Origin of the sequence: Lysinibacillus sp. FSL K6-0075, assembly GCF_038592945.1 — a bacterium.
Lineage (GTDB): Bacteria > Bacillota > Bacilli > Bacillales_A > Planococcaceae > Lysinibacillus > Lysinibacillus fusiformis_F.
In genome coordinates, this window is record NZ_CP151947.1 from 3748671 (window position 1) to 3764886 (window position 16216).

The following is a 16216-nucleotide window of genomic DNA, read 5'->3' on the forward strand; positions in this document are numbered from 1 at the left end:
CAAATAGAAAAGGAGTATTCGATATGAATAAAGTAGCAACTACTATCGATCATTCTGTTTTAGTGAATGCACGCAAGGCATCTAGAAAAAAGAATCTTGTTTCTTTCCTAAACAAAATTAAGAAAAATAAAGCAGCTGTCGCAGGAGGCATCATCATTCTTCTATATATAATGATGTTTCTTATCGGGCCCATTTTAGCCCCTTATGATCCATACGACGTACAGTTAGATCAAAAATTACAAGGACCCAGTTTAGATCATCTAATGGGCACAGATGACAAAGGGCGAGATATTTTAAGTCGAATTTTATATGGATCACGTTTATCAATTGGTGTTGGTATTTCAGCTGTTTTATTCGGTGGTACAATCGGCACTTTCTTAGGACTTATTGCTGGCTATTATGGCAAATGGGTTGATTCTATTATTAGTCGAATTTTAGATATCATGCTTGCCTTCCCAGGTATCTTGCTAGCTTTAGCTATTGTTAGTGCATTAGGGCCAAGCCTTATCAATGTCACAATTGCTGTTGGTTTTTTCTCTATTCCTATGTTTGCTCGTATTGTACGTGGCTCAACAATGGAAGTTAAAAAATTAGAATATATCGATGCTGTCAAAACACTTGGAGCAAATGATATGACAATTCTAATTAAGCATATTTTTCCAAACATTTTATCACCTATTATTGTACAAGCGTCTATGCGCTTAGCAACGGCTATTCTATCTGCAGCCGGTCTATCATTCTTAGGTTTAGGTGCTCAGCCACCATCTCCTGAATGGGGTGCCATGCTATCTAACGGACGTGATTTCCTATTTACCGCTCCTTATATGGCGCTATTCCCAGGTATTATGATTTCTATACTTGTATTAGGCTTTAACTTATTTGGTGATGGTTTACGCGATGCGCTAGATCCAAGAATGAAAAATTAAAGGAGAGAAGACATATGACATTATTTATCTTAAAACGACTAGCTCAAATTATTCCTGTGACACTTGGTGTAACGCTTGTTGTTTTTCTAATTATGCAGATGATTCCTGGGGACCCAGCGATCATTTTAGCAGGAGAAGGAGCTTCTCAAGAAACGGTTGCAGAATTACGTGAAAATTTAGGGCTCAATAAACCATTAGCCGTTCAATATACAGAGTATATTAAAAATCTTCTACAAGGAGATATGGGTCATTCATTAAAAAATAACCAACCTGTCTTTGGGGAAATTACGTCTCGTTTACCGATTACAATAGAGCTTGCCTTTTATAGTATTTTAATCACCATTGTTTTAGGGCTTATTGCTGGTATTATCTCCGCTATCCGTCCTTATTCGTTTATGGATGTAGGATTAATGGTTGTCGCTTTATTAGGGATCTCCCTTCCAAGTTTCTGGTTAGGTATTTTATTAATGTATGTATTCTCCGTACAGTTACATTGGCTCCCTGTAGCAGGTTGGGATAGTGCCAAGCATATTATTCTTCCTGCTGTCACACTTGGTGCTGGTGGAGCTGCCATCGTAGCACGTATGACTCGCTCTAGTATGCTAGAGGTTGTAAACCAAGACTATATTCGAACAGCGAAAGCAAAAGGCTTAAAAGGGTACATTATCATTTTAAAGCACGCATTACGCAATGCCTTGATTCCCGTTATTACAGTAGTAGGCTTACAATTTGGTAGTTTACTTGGTGGAACAGTTTTAGTTGAATCTGTTTTCGCTGTGAATGGATTAGGACGAATGATTGTAGATGCCATTCGGACACGTGATATACCTGTCGTTCAAGGTGGCGTTCTTGTTGCCTCATTAATATTTGTTTTCATTAATCTTTTTGTAGACATTTTGTACCGAATCTTTAATAAACGAATGGATTTAAACTAAGGAGGGGAAAATCGGATGAAACAAGAAACCGTGTTGGAAGTAAAAAATTTACAAACCTATTTTTATTCGAGTGAAGGTGTTGCCAAAGCTGTGGATGGGGTGTCCTTTACTCTTCAAAAAGGAGAAACACTAGGCATTGTTGGTGAATCTGGTTGTGGGAAATCAATGACTTCCCTGTCATTACTTCGTTTAGTACCATCTCCTCCTGGTAAAATCATCAATGGTGAAATTTTATTAAATAATACGGACATCCTGAAACTATCAGATGAAGAGCTACGTAAAATTCGAGGCAATAAAATATCGATGATTTTCCAAGAGCCTATGACAAGCTTAAATCCTGTATTATCCGTTGGAGAGCAAATTGCTGAATCCATTCGTTTGCACCAAGGCTTGTCACGGAAAGAAGCATGGCAAAAGGCTGTCGATATGATTCGCCTCGTTGGGATTCCTGCACCAGAAAAAAGAGCGAAGCAGGAGCCTTATCAGTTAAGTGGTGGGATGCGACAACGCATAATGATTGCCATGGCACTAGCGTGTACACCAGATGTGTTAATTGCTGACGAACCGACGACAGCATTAGATGTAACCATTCAAGCTCAAATTATTGATATTATTCAAAACCTGCAAAAACAATTAGGCATGAGCATTATCTTCATTACCCACGATCTTGGTGTTGTAGCAGAAATCTGCGATAAGATTGCTGTTATGTATGCGGGGCAGGTTGTAGAAGAAAGCTCAACAGAAAGTCTCTTTGAAAAACCGTTACACCCTTATACAAATGGATTAATTCAATCACTACCAAAGCTATATGAGGACCAAGAAGAATTATCTACTATTCATGGGACTGTCCCAAGTCCCTATAATTACCCGATTGGCTGCCGTTATGCAGAACGCTGCCCATTTGCTACAGATTTATGTCGTGAACAACAGCCTGAACTTCTGACTGTTGAGCAAGGAAAAAAGGTAAGATGCTGGATGTACAGTAATGAATGGCAAGGAGAAACACTTATGAAGGAGCTGACAGTATGACAACTACGCAACACACTCAACCACTATTAGAAGTAAATGATTTAAAGCAGCATTTTTTCTTAAAAAAAGAAAAGCTCTTCGGTCCACAGCAAGTTGTAAAAGCTGTGGATGGTGTGTCTTTCGATATTATGCCTGGTGAGACACTCAGCATTGTTGGAGAATCTGGCTGTGGAAAATCAACGACAGGTCGTTCTATTTTAAGATTAGATGAGCCTACTGCTGGAGAGGTATTGTTATTTGGTAAAAATTTAGTGAATATGAACAAAAAAGAGCTTCGTGCTGCGCGCAAGGACATTCAAATAATTTTCCAAGATCCCTATGCGTCCCTTAACCCACGAAGAACGATTCGTAAAATGCTAACAGAAGCCATGTCTATTCAAAAAATAGTACCGCCTGAGCAACAAGAAGCACGCATGATTGAATTAATGTCCCTTGTTGGGTTACGTCCTGAGTATTTAGAGCGTTATCCACATGAATTTTCTGGTGGGCAGCGTCAACGTATTGGCATTGCAAGAGCCCTTGCTGTTAATCCTAAAATTATTATTTGTGATGAGTCCGTTTCTGCCCTAGATGTTTCCATTCAAGCTCAAATACTCAATTTACTGAAGCAACTACAAAGAGATTTAGATTTAACCTTTTTATTTATCTCACACGATTTAAGTGTTGTTCGACATATTTCAGACCGTATTATGGTGATGTATCTCGGAAAGGTTGTAGAAATTGCTGATAAGCATTCCCTTTTCACACAGCCACATCATCCTTATACCAAAGCACTGTTTTCTTCTATACCAGTTATTGATAAGCAGCATCGTAAGGAGCGTATTATTTTAAAAGGTGACCTACCATCCCCTCTTAATCCTCCTACTGGCTGTAGCTTTCACACACGTTGCCCATTCGCAACAGATAAATGTAAAGCAGAAGTGCCAGCATTACGAGAAATCTCTTCAACACATAAGGTAGCTTGCCATTTCGCAGAAAATTTAGTTTAATGTATCATACACTTATAAAATAAACGGAGAGGTCATTATGTTACAACTAGAAACCTTCAACATATATATTCTCCTATGTGTAATTGCTCCAATTATTGGAGCTTTTCTGCTTACTTTTATATTTATTTTCGAAAAACAAATCGATAGCCTTGAGGAGGAAAAAAGAAACTTAGAGCTTGAGCAGGATTTACAAAGAGCGAATATTCTCCAGTTAAATCAGCAAATACAGCCACATTTCTTTTTTAACGCATTAAATTCATTACTTAGCCTAGCCCGCATCAATCGAAAGGAAGATTTGGTTGCGGGCATTGAGGCTTTGGCAACATTCTTTAAATTTAAATACAATAATCATGAGGTTTTAATTGCGTTAAAGAACGAGGTACAATTTGTTGATAGTTATTTAAATATTCAACAGTTACGATTTGGACATCGTTTGACTGTAAATAAATATGTTGATGATGAGGCTCTATCTGTTCAAATACCTCCATTTATTCTGCAGACCATTATTGAAAATGCATATAAACATAGCTTTGAAAAACATATAGGACCTGCAGAGCTATCCATTACAATTAAAAAAATGGAGAATGTCTTATTAATAGAAATAAAAAATACACAACCATTAGAAAAAATAGAAATGACTACTGAGCAGGTAGTAGACGAATTGCAGCAAGGTTATGGTCTCGAAAATATTAGAAAACGACTTGAGCTTATTTATGGTCTCGAAAATATTTTATTCTCGATTCAAAACAATGAACAGCATTACACTGTTACCATCCATGTTCCCGCTTAGGCTTTCTATCAATTTGAATAAGAAAGGAGAATCTCACCATGAATATTTTAATCGCAGATGATGAGCCATTAGAGCTTGAGCAAATGATTTATTTATTAAAGCCACATTTTCCGAATTGGACATTCCATACTGCTCAAGATGCCTCACAGGCCCTGCAATTAGCTAAAAAGCACCGTATGACTATCGCCTTTTTGGATATTCAAATGCCTGGGAAAGATGGAATCACGTTGAGCAAGGAATTAAAAGCGCTTTATGAGGTAGATATCATTATGGTAACCGCTTATCAGACCTTTGAATATGCCCAACAAGCATTGCGTATTGGGGTAAAAGATTATCTTACAAAACCTGTCATTGCAAGTGAATTAGATGCAATCGTGGAGAAATATAAAGTATGGAGTTCTAACCATGATGCGATTCAAAGCGCTCTTTCCTATATCCATGAAAACTATCATGAAAAACTGAGTCTAAATATCATTGCTGAAAAAATTCATTTGAATCCAAGCTATTTAAGTCGTAAATTTTTGGAGGAGCAGTCTATCGGAATTAATGAGTATATTAATAATTATCGCCTAGAAATGGCTGTAAAGAAAATCAATGAAAATCTGGACGCAAGTATGTCTGCGATTGCTGAGAGCTGTGGTTTTAATAGTCAACACTATTTTAGTGTAGCGTTTAAGAAAAAATATAATCAATCACCGCGACAATATAAATCCTCTAAAATGAGTAAAGGGATTTGATTGTATGCTAAGGAAATTTTCATTGCTCGTACCATTTGCAAGTTTAAGCACAGCAGCAGGTGTCATTATTCTTTTAGCCAGATGGATTAATGGTAACTTATTATTGTCTTCTCCTTCAGCCCTTATTTCTTTTGGTTTTATGGCAGGTATTTGTTATACATTAGCAACAGCTATTTCATTTATCGTACTTGGCTCATTGTTGAATAAGAGTGATTATACGCAACACCAGCATACCCAAAGTTTTTTGCTCTTTACCATACAGCGAAAATTATCTGGTATGAATTTAAAGGTTATACGGCTATTTTACCTGCTGACAGGTATTGAACTTTGGCTCATTCAATTAATAAGTATTAGTGTATTGTCTGAAATTATGTTAAATATCCCAGTACCCATTACCCTTTTCTTCTTTTTAATTGGCATGTTACTTCTTGATCGCATCATGTCTGTGAAAAGTATACTATGGCTGGAAATTTTATTTATTATTGCTCTTTTTTCATTACTTATTTTTATCCCCATTTATTACTTTGTACAAAATGGAGCAAGCACCGTATATGAGGGGATTCGCTTATACCACCCTTATTTATTTTATTTTAAAAATAGCGAAATCCTGCTGTTCTATGTCATTATTCAACTAGCCGTTTTAGGACAAGTATTTTTTGATAAATCAACATGGTATTTAATTGCATTTATTAAGCCCAAAAAAGTACGACGTAGCCTGTTTTCCTCAGGTGTGATTTTAGCGTTATTAACACTATCATTTACTGCGATTTTAATGATTGCCTTATATAGCGGATCCTTTGGTCAGTTTCAAGTGCTGATTTTCACGTTTTTATATGAAGTACAGCCTGGATTTCTTACATTTGCTTTTCTCGTCATTGTCCTATTAGCCATTATCACAACCTTGCTTGTAGACATGCGGGCAACGAAACGTTTTTTTGTAAAGAAAAGACCCTATTATTTCTATTTGATTGGCCTTATGGTGATTTTATTTACCTGCTTCTTATCTATAGATCTAACAATTTTAGGTGTTATTTATTCTTTTGCCTTCCTGCACATTACCTTGCTACCGTTTATGTTAATCCTTTTATTTACGAATCGCCGTATTCATAAACATAGTTGGCTTGTCATCCTGCTATCCATCATCATTGGAATTGGCGTAGGTATAAGTTTCAATGCGCTATACGGTTTAGCTGCCAGCTTTATGATTTCGAGTATTTATCAATTAATGCTGCAGACTGAAACTATAGAAAAAAATGCCTGAACTCGAGATTATTCGGGTTCAGGCTTATTCGTTTATTTAACTGCTATAATAAATGAATAGGATTATGAATAGCACTCCAATAAAGGCTGAACTAATGGAAAGATAATGTCTTTTTTCCTCTCGACCGTAGTAATAGTCGATAAAAATAGAGCTGAAAAGGATAACAGCTAAATATCCTCCGATGATAACAGTAAATAAAATCCACCCTTTTAACATGAGTAGCGGAAGCATAATGATATTCAAAATTTTAATAGCCCAAACAGCACGTCGATGTCCTCTATTGACGTAGTCCTTTGATATATTAAACTTTTTCCTCATTAGTTTATCGACAAGTAGTTGGCTAGCTAAGAGAATAACTAGCATAACGATTAAACCTGTCATGCCAAATTTAGCTTCATCTTTGAGAGCAAGATCTAAATAAGCCTTTGCCAAATCTCTATTATCTACTTTATAAAATGAATGGTTGTCATAATCAACAATTCCGATATCCTCCTCGTTTATGAACATTTTCAGCTTAATAACCTGCCCTTTTTCAAATTCTACCCAGACATCACGCTGTAATCTAAAAAAAGTACGCTCATTCATTTGTGTCACTGTAGCTTGCTGTAATAGTTGTTGTAACAGCGCTTTTTCTGAACTTTGCTCCATCACTTGTTGACCAATGACCCACCCAGGTCTTCCAGCCTTAAAGATTTCCTCATCCGAATTGAAAATCATTGTATATTTTTTTATGGTCTCCTGCTGTGCTAATTGAACAATTGAAGCATGTTTCGTTTGCTCCATCTGCCCTAACGGACCCATTTCTATTAACAATAGAAGCATGACAATCGTGCCTATGATGATCAATGGATAAGACCAGCGTCTTGTCTTTTTTGTTTGCCGCACTTGCCGTAAAATATCCTCCTGTAAAGACTTCGTAAATCGTGGTGCTTCGCCAAGTTCTTGATCCAACTTCTCTTTAAAAGCTGTCATCCACTAACACCTCCCACTCACTATTCGCTAATCGTTCCTGTAACATTTTCCTTGCCCGATGCAATCTGGTTTTAACCGTATTTTCTGCACATGTAAGAATATCTGCAATTTCTTTAACCTTCAATTCCTGATAATAATAAAGAATGACGACTTCTCTATAAGTAATAGGTAGCTCAAATAACGCTTTCGTTATGGTTGCCCGCTCATCCTGGGCTAGTAACATCGTTTCTGGTGTTTGTTTACTTGCACCAATATGTAATTTTTCCAACAGTAGATGGCGTTTATTTTTCCAACTTCGCAGATAATCATGACTTTTATGTACCGTGATTTTAACTAAATAGGTCTTTAGGGATGCTCTTTGTTCAAAGCGATCCTGTTGCCGATAATAAGAAAAAAAGACATCCTGGACTATTTCTTCAGCTATCGCCCAGTCCTTTACATAAAGATAAGCCACTCGTAAGCAATATTCTCCGTGTTCTTCCATAATGGCCGCTAAATGCTCACTCACCCAAACACCTCCTATTCACATTCACTCTATAGTCGTAACCCAATCTTAGTTGGTTTCAAAAAACCAAAAAGTTTCATTAACACGATGGTCATAAAATGAAAAAATCTTCACACAATAAAAGGGTATTTTATTTTGAATTATTCTGGTAACCATAAATATGGATAGTCACTACCATAGATAGAACGAACATTTTTTACACTGAATTTATTCGTATGCCATGTCGCATACTTTTTTTCTATTATCTATTGAATAACTAGCGAAAAAACTGTTATAGTGAGATTGTTTGTCTGACGTCTGACTAATTAAGATCTTTAGCTGTTCTTCTGACATTGGAACATCAGGACAAAATATCACAGATACTTATGGAGGAACTTATGAGATACTTAATATCCCTTTGTGGATTGTTACTTGTTTTTGCCTTAGCTTTATTAATGAGTAAAAACAAAAAAGAAATTAAATATAAATATATAGTGATTATGTTGATCATTCAATTTTTATTGGCAGCTTTACTACTCAATACAACAGTTGGTTATGTTCTAATCAAAGGAATCACCAAAGTATTTGATCACTTATTGTCTTATGCAAATGCGGGTATATCCTTTGTGTTTGGTGGCCTAGCAAATGAAGGAGAATCTCCCTTCTTTTTAGCTGTTTTATTACCAATCGTCTTTATATCTGTCCTGATTGGAATCTTGCAACATTTCAAAATTCTTCCTTTCCTAATGAAATGGGTAGGATTATTTTTAAGCAAGGTAAGTGGCATGGGGAAATTGGAATCCTATAATGCTGTTGCTTCTGCTATGGTAGGCCAATCTGAAGTGTTCATTACTGTAAAAAAGCAATTAGATAAAATTGCACCACAGCGTATGTATACACTATGTGCTTCAGCTATGTCGACTGTGTCGATGTCAGTTGTTGGAGCTTATATGACGATGATTGAGCCAAAGTATGTCGTAACAGCCATTGTGTTAAACCTGTTTGGTGGTTTTATCATTGTTTCCATCATTAATCCCTATACTGTTGATGAAAAAGAAGATATCTTAACAATTGAAGATGAGCATAAGCAAGCGTTCTTTCAAATGATTGGTGAATATATTATGGATGGCTTTAAAGTAGCCATCATTGTTGGTGCTATGCTGATTGGTTTCGTAGCATTAATGGATTTAATCAATTCACTATTCGATATGATAATTGGTATATCGTTCCAAGAAATATTAGGCTATATCTTTGCACCAGTCGCTTTCCTAATGGGTATCCCATGGGCAGATGCTGTTGCTGCTGGCGGTATTATGGCAACCAAATTAGTGACAAACGAATTTGTTGCTATGATTAACCTTGGTGACGTCGCTGAGTCCATGAGTGAACGTACACTAGGCATTATTTCTGTATTCCTCGTATCCTTTGCCAACTTTTCATCAATTGGTATTATTTCAGGAGCTGTAAAAGGGTTGAATGAAAGGCAAGGCAATGTCGTTGCTCGGTTTGGTTTAAAATTATTGTACGGCGCTACACTTGTAAGTATCCTAACAGCTATTATTGTTGGATTGATTATTTAAATTGAATAAGGAACTATTATTTGAACTGCACTCAGATAGCTGGGTGTAGTTTTTTCCTCATTTATCGCTATAAAGTTACTCCAAATTAAAAAATGTACATCACTAAAATTGAATTTAGTAATGTACATTTTTAATTTATATTTCTTTATTTCACGACAATATTGACAAGTTTGCCTGGAATAACGATGATTTTCACTAAGTTCTTTCCTGCCATGTATTCTTGAACTTTTTCATCAGCAAGCGCTACTTTTTCGATATCCTCTTTTGACGCTTCTTTCGCTACAACAATTTTCGCACGTACTTTACCAGCCACTTGCACGGCAATTTCCACTTCATCATCTACAAGTTTTGTTTCATCATATGTTGGCCATTGCTCGTATGAAAGTGTTGATTTATGCCCTAATAATTGCCATAGTTCTTCTGCAATATGCGGAGCGATTGGTGCTAGCATTTTAACAAAGCCTTCAGCATAAGCCGTTGGAATCACATCTGCTTTATAGCAATCATTGATAAAGACCATCATTTGTGAAATAGCTGTGTTAAAGCGGATGCCTTCATAATCCTCTGTCACTTTTTTCACTGTTTGGTGGTATGCTTTTTCAAGTAATTGATTGTTAGACACTTGGATTTTTGCTGAGATTGCGCCATCTTCTTCATTGACAAATAGACGCCAGATACGGTCTAAGAAGCGGCGTGCTCCATCTAAACCATTTGTAGACCATGCAACAGATGCCTCAAGTGGTCCCATGAACATTTCATATAAACGTAATGTATCAGCACCATGTGACGAAATGATTTCATCTGGGTTGACGACATTGCCTTTCGATTTAGACATTTTCTCGTTACCTTCACCTAGAATCATTCCTTGGTTAAATAATTTTTGGAATGGCTCTTTCGTATGAACAACGCCTAAATCATACAGAACTTTATGCCAGAAGCGAGCGTAAAGTAAATGCAATACGGCATGCTCCGCGCCACCAATATAAATATCAACCGGTAACCATCGTTTTAGTAACGCTGGATCTGCAATCGCTTCTGTATTTGTAGGATCGATATAGCGTAAGAAGTACCAGCTAGAACCTGCCCACTGTGGCATTGTATTTGTTTCACGACGTCCTTTTTTGCCTGTTTCTGGATCGACAACATTCACCCATTCAGCAATATTAGCTAGCGGTGATTCACCAGTACCCGATGGACGGATATTATCTGTTTTTGGCAGCATTAATGGTAATTCTGATTCTGGAACTGGCGTAATCGTGCCATCTTCCCAATGAATCATTGGAATTGGTTCACCCCAATAACGCTGACGAGAGAATAACCAGTCACGTAGACGATAAGAAGTTTTCTTCTCCCCTACACCTTTTTCCTCTAACCATTCAATGGCTTTTGCAATGCCATCTGCTTTATTTAAGCCATTAAGGAATTCAGAGTTAATATGTTGACCATCACCTGTAAACGCTTCTTTACTAATGTCTCCACCTTCAAGTACAGGAACGATGTCTAAGCCAAATTCAGTCGCAAATTCATAGTCACGCTCGTCATGTGCTGGCACCGCCATAATAGCACCTGTACCATAAGACACTAACACATAGTCAGCAATCCAAATCGGCACTTTTTTACCGTTAATCGGATTCACTGCATAAGCACCTGTAAATACGCCTGTTTTTTCTTTCGCTAAATCTGTACGCTCTAGGTCAGATTTCATTTTAACTTTCTCTAAATAAGTCTCAACAGCATGGCGTTGGTCAGCTGTTGTAATTTGTTCCACTAATTTATGCTCTGGTGCAAGCACACAGTATGTAGCACCAAATAATGTATCAGGGCGTGTTGTGAAAACGGTGAAGTTTTGATCTGAACCGTCAATGGTAAATGTCACTTCTGCCCCTTCTGAACGGCCAATCCAATTGCGCTGCATATCTTTAATAGACTCAGGCCAATCAACTTCTTCTAGGTCATCGATTAAACGATCAGCATAGGCTGTAATTTTAAGCATCCATTGCTTCATTGGTCGGCGTTCCACTGGATGACCACCACGCTCTGATTTCCCATCAATCACTTCTTCGTTAGCTAATACCGTGCCGAGTGCTGGACACCAGTTAACAGCCACTTCATCCACATAAGCTAAACCTTTCTTATAAAGCTGGATAAAAATCCATTGTGTCCATTTATAATACTCTGGATCAGTCGTGTTAATTTCACGATCCCAATCATAGCTGAAGCCTAGCTCTTGAATTTGACGTTTAAATGTCGCAATATTTTTAGCTGTAAATTCAGCTGGATCATTCCCTGTATCAAGCGCATATTGCTCAGCTGGCAAACCGAAAGCATCCCAGCCCATTGGATGTAGTACATTGTAGCCTTGCATACGTTTAAAGCGCGATAGAATATCAGTTGCCGTATACCCTTCTGGATGGCCTACATGGAGTCCTGCACCAGACGGATATGGGAACATATCTAATGCGTAAAATTTAGGCTTCTCTATTTCATTTTCAGTTTTGAATGTTTTGTTATCAGCCCAATATTGCTGCCACTTTTTTTCAATTTGTTCATGATTAAAACTCATTCTTTTTCCTCCTTCGATTGATCATGCTGCTCTCCATCATAATTGACAAAATATTTAAAAAATAAAAAAACTCGCCCCATTCTTAAAGAAGGGACGAGAGAATTTGTACTCCCGCGGTACCACCCAGATTAGTGATTACACTCGGCTCAAGCTTCCTTAACGCGGAAGAAACGACACACGCTGTTTCACGCGGGCAGACTCAGAAGGCGAGTTCAACTTGCTTTCTTACTAGCTCCCACCAACCGCTAGCTCTCTAAAAAGAACCACAAATCTACTATTCCTCATCACAGTCTTTACATGATATTGCATTTATTCTAATGGAAAGTATTGAAAAGCACAAGCCTTTGTTTACAGCTTACCCATTACTGAACAATTAATTCCTTTTTTTCCTTAGGCTTTGATAAATCCTTGCATTCATGAAATGCAAAATGCTGACATCCGATACATTGATTTGCGTTCAAATAATTGAAAGCCTTTGTAATCGCTTCTCCAGTATGTTGATAAAAATGTTGCGCACCTATTTTATCGTAAAGACCATTGTGCTGAAGAGCATCCTTTAAATCACCTTGCACACCCGTTACCAAAATAGTACCGCCCTGTGCCTTATAGTTTTCAATGATATTGCTAAAATATGCCTCTCCAGTAGAATCCATAAAGGGCACTTTCCCCATTCGTAATATTAAAACTCTTGGTTGCTGATGCAAAGTACTTTCAATTGTTTGTTCAAACATTTGTGCAGCACCAAAGAACAACGGCCCTTCAATTGTGTACATACTAATTTGCGGGCAATCATGCTGTTGATGCACAACATATGGCTGTACCTTCTCACTTTTATTCGAATGGTCTGGAAGTACCTTCGTGACAACAAGCTTTTCACTCATGCGTTTCGCAAATAATAGCACAGCCAGCACAAGCCCCACTTCAACTGCTAATGTGAGACTAGTGAATACCGTTAATAAAAAGGTAATCAATAACACCAGTGAATCGCCTGATTTTAATTTTACGATATGTGCAAAATGATGTCGTTCACTCATATTCCAAGCTACGACCATCAAAACCGGAGCCATACTTGCTAACGGAATATGAGATGCATATGGAGCTAATAACAATAATGTGATTAAAACAAACACACCATGTATGATACCCGACATAGGAGATACTGCCCCTGTTTTTATATTGGTCGCTGTGCGTGCGATGGCCCCTGTTGCTGGAATACCACCGAACAATGGCGTCACAATATTAGCAATCCCCTGACCAATTAGCTCACGATTACTGTTATGCTTACTATTTGTCATCCCATCCGCAACAACTGCAGATAATAGAGACTCAATACCACCTAGCATCGCAATGACAAATGCTGGACCAATAAGTTGTTGTAATCGTTCAAGCGTGATGTTCGGTAAGGCAAAATGAGGTAATGTATTAGGAATTTGACCATAAGCTGTTGCAATGGTAGCAACTTGTCCTGAAAAGAAGAAAGTTGCCACAAGTGTAGAGACAACGATACCCGCTAATGCACCAGGAACCTTTGGAAAAAATTTTGGTGTGATCAATATTGTCACCAAGCATAGGACGGCAGTAAGAATACTATACATATTTGTCGTACCAAGCTGCTTCATGATTTCCTGAATATTGGCGATAAAATACTCGTGCCTTTTAACATTTGATAGTCCTAAAAAGTTGGCAATTTGACCTGTAAAAATAATCACAGCTATACCTGCTGTAAAGCCAACTGTTACAGGACGTGGAATAAATTTAATTAAAGTCCCTAGCTTAAAAAAGCCCATGACACAAAGCATAATCCCTGCCATTAAACCCGCAAGCAATAAATCTTCATAGCCATAAGTAAGAACAATGCCCAATAGAATTGGCACAAACGCCCCAGTTGGCCCACCTATTTGATATTTGGATCCACCAAAAAGAGAAATAAGAATACCTGCAATACATGCCGTATAGATCCCATATTCAGGTTTCACACCCGATGCGATGGCAAAGGACATGGCAAGTGGAATAGCAACGATTCCGACAATAATTCCTGACAATAAATCCTTCTTTACATGATGAACTGAATACCCTTCAAAGCGTCCTGTAAACAGTGACTTCATAGATAAATCTTCCCTTCGAAATAATAAGCAAAGCCCAATTTTTCATCATCATTGATTTACTTATTCTCTTCGTCACCTTCATTACTTGTCATTTCCTCTAATCTCGAAATGGTATGAACCAAATGGTTATTAAAAATATCCTTTGCCACCCCAAGTAATGCACCAATCATTGGGTCACTTAAAGAATAATAAACTTTTTTTCCTTCCTTCACGCCATAAACGATATTTTTGGCACGTAATACACTTAATTGCTGAGAAACTGCGGAACCCTCCTTCTCTAAGCAATCTTGAATCTCATTGACACTTTTATGACCATCCACAAGGAGTTCAAGTATTCTGATGCGTAACGGATGTGCTAATGCTTTAAAAAAATCCGCCTTAAACTGTTGTAAGCCCTCTTCCATAAAAACCCCTCCACATAACTACATATTCAAATATTTGAATATGTATGATTGTAATCCTGTCACAAGAATTTTTCAATATCTACTATTAAAAAAAGAGCAAAACCAAGTGCTTACCACTCGTTTTTGCTCTTTTCATTGCGATATTATTAATCTGCTACTATTTTGTTCTTCTTTAAAGGATAATCATATGTTAGACATGGAATAATCGCTAATAGTACAACGACCACTAATGTTAAAACAAGAGGAATCATGCCAAATTGATCCACCATAATACCGCCAAATAGTGGACCAATCATCCGTCCTCCAGTGGCAGCACTATTGATAATGCCTTGATAGAACCCTTGTCGCCCCTTTGGTGCCAGTTGATTAGCAATCGTTGGTAATGCCGGGGTATAAAACATTTCGCCAAATGTTAAGACAAGCATCGCTACTCCAAACATTTTAAAATCACTCGCAAAGGCAATAATGCCGAAGGAAAAAGCAATCAGCGTTACGCCAAATACTAACTGACGCTTTAAATTGTTTTCCCAACGCTTTACGAGCGGTGCAATGAGTGGTTGCCCAATGACGATCAGCAGGCCATTTATTGTCCAGAGTAGGCTATATTGTTTTAATCCTAAACCTAAATCTTGTGTATAAGATGAAATGGTTGCACTCCATTGAGAATACGCTAGCCAGCATAAAACGGAGGATGCACTAATTATTAACAAAGCATAGAAAGGTGCCTTGTTTACGATTCGTTTACTTTCACTCAAGACATTTTTAGGTGCAATACTGCCTGCCTCCAAACGCTTAAATGTAAATAGGGCAATAAAAAAGAATAAAATATACATGCCTAAATTAACTTTAAACACATAGTCAAATTGATAATCTGCCACTATACCTGCAAGTGCTGGCCCTACTGCAACACCGACATTTTGTGCTAAATAGATCGTATTAAAAGCTTTACGTCCACCTTCTGGCCAAGCAGCTCCAGCCAAGGCAAACATTCCTGGGAAAACAATGCCCCCACTAAAGCCTAGTATCGTTAAAAACCACACATAATGTGGCCAGCCATGCCAAATTGTTAAGCCAACTAATGAAGCAATCGTTAACAGGATGCCAAGCATAATAGCTTTATAGCCACCAATTCTATCAAATAAGTAGCCACCTAATAGATTGCCTAATACTCCAGCAGCAGAATTTAGCATTAAGACAAAACCAGCCATTGCTAAAGATTTGCCTAAATAATCATGCATATAAATGGCATTCAAAGGCCATAAAAAAGAGTTGCCTGTTGTGTTCACAAGCATTCCGATAATTAAAAACCAAACACGTTTTGGCATAGGATGACCTCCATTATTTCGCTTCTCTAAATAGTTAGTGTATGCTGAAATACTTAAAAGCACAAGGAAAATAATTTTACCTTTTTTACAAGACTTCCATCCTATTTTCAATCGTA

14 protein-coding genes and 1 other annotated feature are annotated in these 16216 nt (G+C 37.5%); of the genes, 8 read left to right on the forward strand and 6 right to left on the reverse strand.

The window, feature by feature from the left end; genetic code table 11:
• The first annotated feature begins 23 nt into the window (after positions 1-23).
• Genes MHB65_RS18460 through MHB65_RS18490 form a run of 7 tightly spaced genes read left to right on the forward strand, consistent with a single transcriptional unit; the run spans position 24 to position 6667 of the window.
• Positions 24-926, forward strand: a complete 903-nt coding sequence (locus MHB65_RS18460; protein ID WP_342441322.1) for an ABC transporter permease — start codon at positions 24-26, stop codon at positions 924-926.
• A gap of 14 nt (positions 927-940) precedes the next feature.
• Positions 941-1861, forward strand: coding sequence for an ABC transporter permease (locus tag MHB65_RS18465; protein ID WP_205445076.1), 921 nt, complete (start codon positions 941-943; stop codon positions 1859-1861).
• Positions 1862-1876: 15 nt separating this feature from the next.
• The gene (locus MHB65_RS18470; RefSeq protein ID WP_342441323.1) at positions 1877-2890 is read left to right on the forward strand and encodes an ABC transporter ATP-binding protein; all 1014 of its coding nucleotides are present in this window, start codon (positions 1877-1879) and stop codon (positions 2888-2890) included.
• Positions 2887-3879, forward strand: coding sequence for a dipeptide ABC transporter ATP-binding protein (locus MHB65_RS18475; RefSeq protein ID WP_205445079.1), 993 nt, complete (start codon positions 2887-2889; stop codon positions 3877-3879). The genes MHB65_RS18470 and MHB65_RS18475 overlap by 4 nt, the downstream gene beginning before the upstream one ends.
• A gap of 37 nt (positions 3880-3916) precedes the next feature.
• A complete protein-coding gene (locus MHB65_RS18480) occupies positions 3917-4669 on the forward strand; it encodes a histidine kinase (RefSeq protein WP_205445081.1) in 753 nt (250 codons plus the stop codon).
• 38 nt (positions 4670-4707) lie between these two features.
• Positions 4708-5406, forward strand: a complete 699-nt coding sequence (locus MHB65_RS18485) for a response regulator (RefSeq protein ID WP_342441324.1) — start codon at positions 4708-4710, stop codon at positions 5404-5406.
• A 4-nt stretch (positions 5407-5410) separates the two neighbouring features.
• Positions 5411-6667 (forward strand): permease, encoded by a 1257-nt coding sequence (locus tag MHB65_RS18490; protein WP_342441325.1) that lies wholly within the window; start codon positions 5411-5413, stop codon positions 6665-6667.
• Between the two features lie 36 nt (positions 6668-6703).
• On the opposite strand, the gene MHB65_RS18495 is transcribed toward MHB65_RS18490, so the two are convergent.
• Together MHB65_RS18495 and MHB65_RS18500 are read right to left on the reverse strand one after the other, a co-directional pair.
• A complete protein-coding gene (locus MHB65_RS18495) occupies positions 6704-7639 on the reverse strand; it encodes a DUF4181 domain-containing protein (RefSeq protein WP_342441326.1) in 936 nt (311 codons plus the stop codon).
• The gene (locus MHB65_RS18500) at positions 7626-8147 is read right to left on the reverse strand and encodes a sigma-70 family RNA polymerase sigma factor (RefSeq protein ID WP_342441327.1); all 522 of its coding nucleotides are present in this window, start codon (positions 8145-8147) and stop codon (positions 7626-7628) included. Before MHB65_RS18500 ends, MHB65_RS18495 begins: the two co-directional genes overlap by 14 nt.
• Before the next feature lie 374 nt (positions 8148-8521).
• On the opposite strand from MHB65_RS18500, the gene MHB65_RS18505 reads away from it, so the two are divergent.
• Entirely contained in the window at positions 8522-9703 is a 1182-nt protein-coding gene (locus MHB65_RS18505; protein WP_279381303.1) for a nucleoside transporter C-terminal domain-containing protein, read from the forward strand.
• A 145-nt stretch (positions 9704-9848) separates the two neighbouring features.
• On the opposite strand, the gene leuS is transcribed toward MHB65_RS18505, so the two are convergent.
• The 4 genes from leuS to MHB65_RS18525 all read right to left on the reverse strand — a co-directional run bounded on the left by leuS (position 9849) and on the right by MHB65_RS18525 (position 16100).
• Positions 9849-12266 carry a leucine--tRNA ligase gene (gene leuS / locus MHB65_RS18510; RefSeq protein ID WP_342441328.1) on the reverse strand — a complete coding sequence of 806 codons (2418 nt, stop codon included), beginning with the start codon at positions 12264-12266 and terminating at the stop codon, positions 9849-9851.
• 86 nt (positions 12267-12352) lie between these two features.
• Positions 12353-12563, reverse strand: a binding site (T-box leader).
• A gap of 65 nt (positions 12564-12628) precedes the next feature.
• Positions 12629-14371, reverse strand: coding sequence for a sulfate permease (gene sulP, locus MHB65_RS18515; RefSeq protein ID WP_342441329.1), 1743 nt, complete (start codon positions 14369-14371; stop codon positions 12629-12631).
• Positions 14372-14427: 56 nt separating this feature from the next.
• Positions 14428-14775 carry a metalloregulator ArsR/SmtB family transcription factor gene (locus MHB65_RS18520; protein ID WP_205445095.1) on the reverse strand — a complete coding sequence of 116 codons (348 nt, stop codon included), beginning with the start codon at positions 14773-14775 and terminating at the stop codon, positions 14428-14430.
• A 146-nt stretch (positions 14776-14921) separates the two neighbouring features.
• Complete coding sequence (locus MHB65_RS18525; RefSeq protein WP_342441330.1) at positions 14922-16100, reverse strand: MFS transporter; 1179 nt, start codon at positions 16098-16100, stop codon at positions 14922-14924.
• Positions 16101-16216: the final 116 nt, after the last annotated feature.